Here is an 8,210-nt window from a genome sequence, read left to right as displayed (position 1 = left end):
GTGGGCGGGCGTCGTGCTGCTGCTCCTGGGGCAGGCGCTCACGGCGATCGGCGCGGGGTGGACCGCCGCGCGCACCGCCGGGTTGCTGGCCGCGCTGGTGGTGGCCGGGGCGCTGACCGCCGCGTCGTGGTTCCACCGGGCGCGCGGGGGTGCGCTGGCGCCGGTGATCGGGGAGGACAACCGGCTCTCCACGTCCCGTGCGGTGGCCGCGTGCTGGGTGCTGTTCCTGGCGTTCGCGGTGCTCGTTCTGGTGGGGCGGCTCGCGGCCGCCTCCGGGAACCGGGAGCGGGACGCGCTGATCGACGGGCTGGAACTCGCCCGCGGTGCCGGTGTGGTGACCGTGCTGGCCGTGGTGTGCGGGATCGCCGTGCTGGTGCGGCGGGTGGTCGGACTGCGGGTACTGGGACAGCGGCTGCAGAAGGTGCGCGCGTACCGGCCCAGGGCGGCGGACCTGCTGACCGACGACTCGGGGCGGGGGAGCTTCGCCGACATCCAGTACGTCGTGATCAGCGGCGTCGCCCTGGCGTTCGCGGCGGTGCGGCTGGCCCGGCGGCCGGACCAGTTGCCGGACCTGCCGTGGGGGCTCGCGGTGGTGGTGCTGGTGTCGGCGGCGACATATCTCGCGGGGAAATACGCGGAGGGTGGCCGTCCGGTGATCCTTTCGGTGGTGCGGGCGCGCGAGGCCGGTGATCTGGACGCGCCGATCCGGACCGGGGACGACATCGAGATCCGGGGGGCCGGGTTCGTGCCGGTGGGCGCCCAGGGGGCGGACCGGCTGTCCCGAATGGTGGTCCGGGTCGGGCCGGTCAACGTACACGTGCCGCTGGTCCCGGTCACCGGCGGCTTCGACAACCCGACGGACACGCTCCTGACCGTCCCGGTCCCGGTGGAGGTGGAACCGGGCCGAGTGGAGGTCCAGGTCGTCACAGCGGCAGGCGCGGAAACGAACCGCTACACGATCGACGTGACGGACTAGTGCCGCATCAAGCAACGTTCACCTTGTCCCGGGGGCAGCGTTGCGCCCGGGTGGCGATCTCCTACCGGCGCATGGGGGCGATTCATGAACCAGCAGGTGAATCTGGTGACACTGGGTGTCGAGGACTTGAAGGTCAGCCGCCGGTTCTACAGCCACGGCCTGGGCTGGACACCTCTGCTCGATATGAAGGAGATCGTCTTCTACCAGATCGGCAGTGGGCTCGCCTTGGCGCTCTTCCCTCTGGCCGACCTCGGCACCGACACCGGACATCCGGCAACAGCCGGCACGCCCTTCACCCTCGCCCAGAACCTGGACTCACCTGCCGAAGTCGACAAGGCCGTGCAGCGGGCCCGTGCGGCAGGAGCGACTGTCCTCAAAGAGCCGCAACGCGCGGCGTTCGGCGGCTATCACGGCTACTTCGCCGACCCCGACGGCCACCGCTGGGAGGTCTGCCACAACCCCGGCTGGTCGGTCGCAGACGATGGCACCGTGACACTGGCAGCTGTCGACGCTCCCGACGGGGAGGATTGACGTCGCTTCGGCACCCTTGATCGTCATGCTGTGTCGGTGGCAGGACGAGTACGCGTCCACGAGACCGATGACGACGAGGAACAGCGCCTGTCGCGGATCGTCCGCGGAGGCACGGGGTCGGTAGTGACGTGGCGGCGGGCCCAGACGGTGCTGCTGTCCGCGCAGGGCATGCCGGTGGCGGAGACCGTCGAGGTGACGTTCACCAGCGCGGACCGGGTCCGGGATGTGATCCACACCTTCAACGCCGACGGCTTCGAGGCGCTCTGTCCGAAGTACGAAGGTGGCCGGCCGAGGATGTTCACCCTGCCCGAGCGGCGCGAGATCAAGGCGATGGGGGTGCCCCCCCGCCCGAGCGCAACCAGGGTGGGGGAGGGTGGGCGCGGCGGCACCCCGTCGGCGCCGGGCTGCGCAGACACCCCCCGGCCCACACCAACGCGGGACACCCATGAGCACCGCCCCTCGAAGAAAAACCCCGCCCCCAGGATTGAGCCGCCCTCATTCGTCGTACGTATGGTCTGTCGAGGAGGGCCGGCACGGCGGTGAGAGGCGGCGGACAGCGATGACTCACGGTATGCGCACGGACACGCACTCCCCACACTCCGACGGCGACAGGGACTGGCGGGACACCGCCACCCGCTACGCCCTCGTCCCCCTGCGCCTCTTCCTCGGGATCACCTTCATCTACGCCGGCCTCGACAAACTCACGGACAGCGCGTTCATGAAGGACTCCGGCGCCGGCTCGATCGGCGACATGATGCGCGGCGTCCGCGACTCCTCCGCCATCCCCGCCCTGGTGGACACGGCGCTGGAGAGCCCGGTCGCCTTCGGTTACGCCATCGCCCTCGGAGAGCTGGCCGTCGGCATCGGCACCCTGCTCGGCCTGCTCACCCGTCTGGCCGCCCTGGGGGGTGCGCTGATCTCCCTCAGCCTGTGGCTGACCGTGAGCTGGGCCGCCGATCCGTACTACTACGGCAATGACCTCCCGTATCTGATGGCCTGGACCCCACTGGTGCTGGCGGGCGCCCCGCTGCTGTCCGTGGACGCCGCCCTTCGCGGGCGGCGGCAGCGGGCGGGGGAGTACCGGTAGCGCCCGCTCAGGGCGCCGTCTCCGCGTCGGCCTTCCGGGGAGCCGCCCGGCTCCGGCGCCGCCGTACGAGGCCGGTCAGGGAACCCACCGCGCCGGCCAGACAGAGCCCGCCGGTGACCACGGGGATCACCACGAACCACGGGGTGTCCCAGGCGCCGCCCGCGTCACCGGCGTAGATCGCCGCGGCGAGGACGAGGAAGGCGCCGGCCACCAGCCGGCCCGGCTGGAACTCATGACGCAGCACGGCTCACCTCCGCCTGTCCCGCGCCGACCTGGAGATCGAGGTCGAGCGTGCCCGCCTCCTCGACCCCGGCCGGCGGCTCCAGGGTCACCTCCTTGTGCTTGCCCGGTGCCACGTCCACGTCCTTCTGCCTGTCGCCCGGCAACTGGATGTCACCCACTCCCACATCGACGCTCAGCCTCACGGTCACGTCCCTGGGCACGATCACGTGGATCCGGCCCAGGCCGACGTCGGCCCGCGTCGAGACGGTGCGGTCCTCGGGGACACGTATGGCGGACAGGTCCAGTTCACCCTCGCCGGCGCCCAGGTCGTAGGCCGGGCGTATCTGCGCGACCGAGGTGGGCGCCCAGGTCGTCTGCTTCCAGTCGGTGCCGATGTCCTCGGGCAGGGCGGCCGAGCCGGCGAGCAGGCCCGCCGTGACGACCGCCAGGATGATCGACCCCGCCCCGGTGCGGCCGAGGAACGCGCTGACGGCCACGCCGATGCCGAAGACGGCGAGCGCGCAGGCGAGGCCGGTCTGCAGGCTGGTGCCGAGGGGGTGGTTCTCCCAGGTCAGCCCGGCACCGAGACCGCCCGCGAGCAGGGCGAGCAGGAAGACCCGGCCGCCGATCCCGCCACGGGGGACGCGCGGGATCGGGGGACGCAGGGGCGGTGCGTACGCCTTCCCCCGGGTGCCGGTGCGGGGGTCGAGCCCGCTGTCGACGGCGGCGGCGATGTCCATGTCGCGGGAGTCCTGGGGGCCCCACAGATAGCCCGTGCCCCCGACGTGGGTGCCGTCCTTGACGATGGGGTCACGCCACCACGACGGGAAGGCGGAGGGGGCCGGCGGGGCCTGGGGCTCCGGCGGGGCGTCGGCCGCGGCCTGGGCGGCGATGTGGTCGGGGCTGGGCGCACCGCGCCGCCGTGACCAGTACCCGGCGCCGGCGAGCAGCAGGGACAGTATGACGGCGAAGCTCAGCACTCCGTCGTTGCTCAGCATGGTGAGGAAGACGCCGCAGCCGACCAGCGCGAACAGCACGGCCGTCAGGGTGTGGCCGTTGACCCGGCCGGTCAGCAGCCGGCGGATCTCGTTCTCGTCCTCGTCCTCGTACGGGACGAAGAGCCAGGCGAAGCCGTAGAAGATGAGGCCGATGCCGCCGGTGGCGGACAGGACCGCGAGCGTGATCCGGAAGATCACCGGGTCCATGTCGCACTGCCGGCCGAGCCCCGCGCACACCCCGCCGAGCATCTGGTGCCGGCGGTCGCGCCGGAAGTGCCCGCTCTCGTCGGCCGGCTCCGGTGGCGGGGCGGTCGCTCCCTCCGGGCCCGAGACGGGTCCCGGACCCGTCGTGGCGTGCTGGTGATCGGTCATGGGTCCATGGTGACGGGCGAGCCGCCGCGGCGGCAGTCGGTACGACCCTGGCCGGACCCTGATATCGGTCCCCGAGTGGGACCGGGGGAGCGTTCGACGGACCCCGCCCGCGGAGATCAGGGGAGTCTCCGGGGCCGACCCTGATGCTCCGGTACTCCGGGCGTGTGACCATCATTGGCATGTCGGAAGCCGCAGCAGCGCCCGTAGTCGAGCCGCGGCCGCCGCGCAAGCTCTACCGCAGCAGTGACGGACGCTGGCTCGGTGGTGTGGCGCGGGGGCTCGCCGGACACCTCGGGCTGCCCGTGATCTGGGTACGCCTCGTCTTCGTCGGCCTGTTCATGGCCGACGGGCTCGGCGCGCTGCTGTACGCCGCGTTCTGGTTCTTCGTACCGCTGGGCGTCGGCGGTGTGGACGCGCAGAAGCCGCCCTCGCTGGTGACGACGGAGACCTCGCCGGACGGCCGGCGCAGACTCGTCACCCGGAAACCGGACAAGGGGCAGATCGTCGCCCTGCTCCTCATGGTCGTGGTGGCCATGATCTTCGTGGGCAACGTGAACCTGACCAACGGGGCCAGGGCCTACCTCTGGCCGACCGTACTGGTCGGCGCGGGTGTCGCCCTGGTCTGGCGGCAGGCGGACAACGCCCGCCGGGCCCGCTGGATGGAGGTCGGCCGCCGCCGGCGCACGGTCACGCTGCTGCGGGCAGGGGCCGGTGTGCTCCTGGTGACGGCGGGTGCCTCGGGCATCTTCGTCCTGCGGGGCTCCGGCAGCCACCTCGGCTCGGTGCTCCAGGCGGCCCTCGCGGTCCTCGTCGGCATCACCCTCCTCGCCGGCCCCTACCTCGTGCGCATGACCCAGGACCTCTCCGAGGAGCGCCTGATGCGCATCCGGGCGCAGGAACGCGCGGAGGTCGCCGCCCACGTCCACGACTCGGTGCTGCACACCCTCACCCTGATCCAGCGCAACGCGGACAACGCGGGCGAGGTGCGACGCCTGGCCCGGGCCCAGGAGCGCGACCTGCGCGCCTGGCTCTACAAGCCGGAGGGCAACGGCAAGGACGAGGACGACGAACCCACCACCCTCGCCGAGGCGGTGAAGCGCAATGCCGCCGAGGTGGAGGACAAGCACGGCGTCCCCATCGAGGTGGTGGTCGTCGGCGACTGCCCGCTCGACGAGAGAATCGGCGCACAGATGCAGGCCGCGCGCGAAGCGATGGTCAACGCCGCCAAGTACGGTGGCGAGGGAGGTGCGGTGCAGGTCTACGCCGAAGTCGAGGGAAGGACGGTCTTCGTGTCCGTCCGGGACCGCGGCCCCGGCTTCGACCTGGACTCGATACCCGCCGACCGCATGGGCGTCAGAGAATCGATCATCGGCCGCATGGAGCGCAACGGGGGCACGGCGCGGCTGCGCGCGGTGCCGGACGGCGGCACGGAGGTCGAGCTGGAGATGGAGAGGGCGGAGAAGACGTCATGAGCGAGCCGACCGAGGCGAACGGAACGACGGGACCGGCACAGGGCGCCGCGTCCGCGGAGTCGGCCGGCGGCAGCGCCGGGCGTCATGTGCGGGTGGTCCTCGTCGACGACCACCGCATGTTCCGCACGGGCGTCCAGGCGGAGATAGGGCAGACCGCGCAGACGGGTGTCGAGGTGGTCGGCGAGGCCGCCGACGTCGACCAGGCGGTCACGGTCATCACCGCGACCCGGCCCGAGGTGGTCCTGCTCGACGTGCACCTGCCCGGTGGCGGCGGCGTCGAGGTGCTGCGCCGCTGCACTCCGTTGATGGGTGACGCCGAGCAGCCGGTCCGTTTCCTCGCCCTGTCCGTGTCGGACGCGGCGGAGGACGTGATCGGGGTGATCCGGGGCGGTGCCCGCGGCTACGTGACCAAGACGATCACCGGGGCCGACCTGGTCGACTCGATCTTCCGGGTCCAGGAGGGGGACGCCGTCTTCTCCCCCCGCCTGGCCGGCTTCGTCCTGGACGCCTTCGCCTCGACCGACGCCCCGCCGGTCGACGAGGACCTCGACCGCCTCACCCAGCGCGAGCGGGAGGTGCTGCGGCTGATCGCCCGCGGCTACGCCTACAAGGAGATCGCCAAGCAGCTGTTCATCTCGGTGAAGACGGTCGAGTCCCACGTCTCGGCGGTCCTGCGCAAGCTCCAGCTCTCCAACCGCCACGAACTGACCCGCTGGGCGACGGCGCGGCGACTGGTCTGAGCGGGCCGCTCAGACCACGCGCGCGGCGCCCGCGAAGGGCATCTCGTCGACGGGGGCCACGCGGACCGGGGCCGAGGGGTTCGGGGCGTGGATCATGCGGCCGTCGCCGACGTAGATGCCGACGTGGCTGATGCCGGAGTAGAAGAAGACCAGGTCCCCGGGGCGGAGTCCGGAACGGGGGACGCGGCGGCCGGCGTCGATCTGGGCGTAGGTGGTGCGGGGCAGGGAGACGCCGGCGGAGCGGTACGCGGCCTGGACGAGGCCCGAGCAGTCGAAGGCGTCCGGGCCGGTCGCGCCCCAGACGTAGGGGCTGCCGAGCTTGGCGTAGGCGTAGGAGACGGCCTCCGCCGCGCGGGGACCGGGGGCCGCCAGGGCGGCGTCCCGGGCGTCCGTCGAGGAGTGCGGGGCGCGGTCGGTTCCGTCGGTGAGCCCCGCGCGTTGCTCGGGGGTCAGCCGGGACAGCAGTCGGCGGGCGGCGGTCAGCTTGGTGTCGATCGTCTTCCTGTGCCGCCCGAGTTCGGCGCGGCGGGACGTCAGCGATTTCACCTCGACCCGTGCGGCACCGCGCAGCTGCTCGATCTCCCGGAGCTGTGCGCGTACGCGCCCCACCGCCGCCTGCCGGCGGCTGCCGACCCGTTCGACGAGCGCGGCGCCGTCCAGATAGCCGTCGGGGTCCTCGGAGAGGAAGAGCTGCAGGGCGGGGTCGAGGCCGCCGCCGCGGTACTGTGCCGCGGCGGCCGTGCCCAGGGCGTCCTGTGCGGAGTTGAGCCGGTCCTTCCTGCGGGCCGCCTCGTCCTGCAGATCGCGCAGCCGCCGCTGGGCCGACTCGGCCTTCTCCTTGGCGCCGTTGTACTTCTCGGTGGCGGTCTCCGCCTCCCGGTAGAGCCTGTCGACCTCAGCCTCGACCTGGCCCGGTGTCAGCCGCGGTTCGGCGTGTCCCGTGCCGCCGAAGCCGGTCGCGGTGGCCGCGCCGGCGAGGGCGATGGCGGTGGCCGCGCGGGCCGTGGTGCCGCCCGCGACGCGCTGTCGGGTCCTGCGGTGCGCTGCCACCTGGATTCCCGTCCTTTCCGACGACCGCGCGGAGCGGACTGCCGTCCGGTGGTCCGGCGGCGGGGGTGCACAGGGGAGCCGTCCGCCGCCGGACCTTCTCGGCGGTGGTGTCCGGTCGCCGCCCCTGGACCGGGCGGCGGTGGAGAGCCGGTCACCTGGAGGAGGACGCTAGGCCCGGCCGCGCGGCCCCGGTAACGGGTTGTGCGGAAGTGGCGTGAGCGGACCGTCGGGTGACCGTAAGTGACCAGGATCCCGTTCGGGCTTCACCTTCTTCACTCAGGGTGATGACCGATGTGGCGGAGGAAGGACGGATGAGGGCGCCGGAGTGCTAAGAGGCGGCTGTGGCTAGGCTCCGGCCTCATGGACGTACTCATCCACCTCTTCGTCGGTCTGCACATCATCGGCATCGCGTCGCTCCTCGGCGGCTTCCTCACCCAGATGAAGGCGATGGGCGCGGGCACCGCCCGGTTCGTCCCCGCGATGCTGCACGGTGCGCTGACGATGCTGGTCACCGGTGTGGTCCTGGTCGGCCTCAACCAGGCCCAGGACTACTCCGTCGACAACATCAAGATCGGCGTGAAGCTGGCCCTGCTGATCGTGATCCTCGGCCTGGTGTACGTGAAGCGGGACGACGAGAAGGTGGACAAGGGCCTGTTCGGCCTGGTCGGACTGCTGACCGTGACGAACGTCTTCATCGCGGTGCTGTGGACCTGACCCCCTGCTCCACGGGCCCGGCGTGACCGCGGCCCGTGACAGGACGTG

9 protein-coding genes and 1 pseudogene are annotated in these 8,210 nt (G+C 72.2%); 7 read left to right on the top strand and 3 right to left on the bottom strand.

Annotated elements, in window-relative coordinates:
* The 4 genes and pseudogenes from B7767_RS42855 to B7767_RS42840 all read left to right on the top strand — a co-directional run.
* Positions 1–976: hypothetical protein (locus tag B7767_RS42855; RefSeq protein ID WP_085576508.1), on the top strand; the 976-nt coding region annotated here is incomplete at its 5' end.
* An 84-nt stretch (positions 977–1,060) separates the two neighbouring features.
* Entirely contained in the window at positions 1,061–1,507 is a 447-nt protein-coding gene (locus tag B7767_RS42850) for a VOC family protein (RefSeq protein ID WP_085576506.1), read from the top strand.
* A 36-nt stretch (positions 1,508–1,543) separates the two neighbouring features.
* Positions 1,544–1,834 (top strand): annotated as a pseudogene (locus tag B7767_RS49210) (helix-turn-helix domain-containing protein); the annotation flags it as partial.
* A 232-nt stretch (positions 1,835–2,066) separates the two neighbouring features.
* A complete protein-coding gene (locus B7767_RS42840; protein WP_085576505.1) occupies positions 2,067–2,594 on the top strand; it encodes a DoxX family membrane protein in 528 nt (175 codons plus the stop codon).
* A 7-nt stretch (positions 2,595–2,601) separates the two neighbouring features.
* Here the strand turns inward: B7767_RS42840 and B7767_RS42835 are convergent, their stop codons facing one another.
* Both B7767_RS42835 and B7767_RS42830 read right to left on the bottom strand, forming a co-directional pair.
* The gene (locus B7767_RS42835; RefSeq protein ID WP_085576504.1) at positions 2,602–2,838 is read right to left on the bottom strand and encodes a hypothetical protein; all 237 of its coding nucleotides are present in this window, start codon (positions 2,836–2,838) and stop codon (positions 2,602–2,604) included.
* A complete protein-coding gene (locus B7767_RS42830) occupies positions 2,825–4,186 on the bottom strand; it encodes a PspC domain-containing protein (protein ID WP_085576503.1) in 1,362 nt (453 codons plus the stop codon). Before B7767_RS42830 ends, B7767_RS42835 begins: the two co-directional genes overlap by 14 nt.
* A gap of 179 nt (positions 4,187–4,365) precedes the next feature.
* On the opposite strand from B7767_RS42830, the gene B7767_RS42825 reads away from it, so the two are divergent.
* The gene (locus tag B7767_RS42825) at positions 4,366–5,658 is read left to right on the top strand and encodes an ATP-binding protein (RefSeq protein WP_085576507.1); all 1,293 of its coding nucleotides are present in this window, start codon (positions 4,366–4,368) and stop codon (positions 5,656–5,658) included.
* Positions 5,655–6,398: a response regulator transcription factor gene (locus tag B7767_RS42820; RefSeq protein ID WP_085576502.1), complete on the top strand. Its 744-nt coding sequence runs from the start codon at positions 5,655–5,657 to the stop codon at positions 6,396–6,398. Before B7767_RS42825 ends, B7767_RS42820 begins: the two co-directional genes overlap by 4 nt.
* A 9-nt stretch (positions 6,399–6,407) precedes the next feature.
* Here B7767_RS42820 and B7767_RS42815 read toward each other — a convergent pair whose 3' ends face one another.
* The gene (locus B7767_RS42815) at positions 6,408–7,448 is read right to left on the bottom strand and encodes a C40 family peptidase (RefSeq protein ID WP_085576501.1); all 1,041 of its coding nucleotides are present in this window, start codon (positions 7,446–7,448) and stop codon (positions 6,408–6,410) included.
* Positions 7,449–7,808: 360 nt separating this feature from the next.
* On the opposite strand from B7767_RS42815, the gene B7767_RS42810 reads away from it, so the two are divergent.
* Positions 7,809–8,162, top strand: a complete 354-nt coding sequence (locus B7767_RS42810) for a hypothetical protein (RefSeq protein ID WP_030829675.1) — start codon at positions 7,809–7,811, stop codon at positions 8,160–8,162.
* Positions 8,163–8,210 lie beyond the last annotated feature (48 nt).

Origin of the sequence: Streptomyces sp. 13-12-16 (assembly GCF_002114215.1) — a bacterium.
GTDB lineage: Bacteria > Actinomycetota > Actinomycetes > Streptomycetales > Streptomycetaceae > Streptomyces.
Note: the sequence above shows the minus strand (reverse complement) of the source record. Positions and strands in the feature narration are given on the sequence as shown.

What these genes read in the sequence shown, in the direction of transcription:
- B7767_RS42840 (WP_085576505.1), top strand. Translation starts at nt 2,067, where the DNA reads ATGACTCACGGTATGCGCACGGACACGCACTCCCCACACTCCGACGGC.
- B7767_RS42830 (WP_085576503.1), bottom strand. Translation starts at nt 4,186, where the DNA reads ATGACCGATCACCAGCACGCCACGACGGGTCCGGGACCCGTCTCGGGC.
- B7767_RS42820 (WP_085576502.1), top strand. Translation starts at nt 5,655, where the DNA reads ATGAGCGAGCCGACCGAGGCGAACGGAACGACGGGACCGGCACAGGGC.
- B7767_RS42825 (WP_085576507.1), top strand. Translation starts at nt 4,366, where the DNA reads ATGTCGGAAGCCGCAGCAGCGCCCGTAGTCGAGCCGCGGCCGCCGCGC.
- B7767_RS42810 (WP_030829675.1), top strand. Translation starts at nt 7,809, where the DNA reads ATGGACGTACTCATCCACCTCTTCGTCGGTCTGCACATCATCGGCATC.
- B7767_RS42850 (WP_085576506.1), top strand. Translation starts at nt 1,061, where the DNA reads ATGAACCAGCAGGTGAATCTGGTGACACTGGGTGTCGAGGACTTGAAG.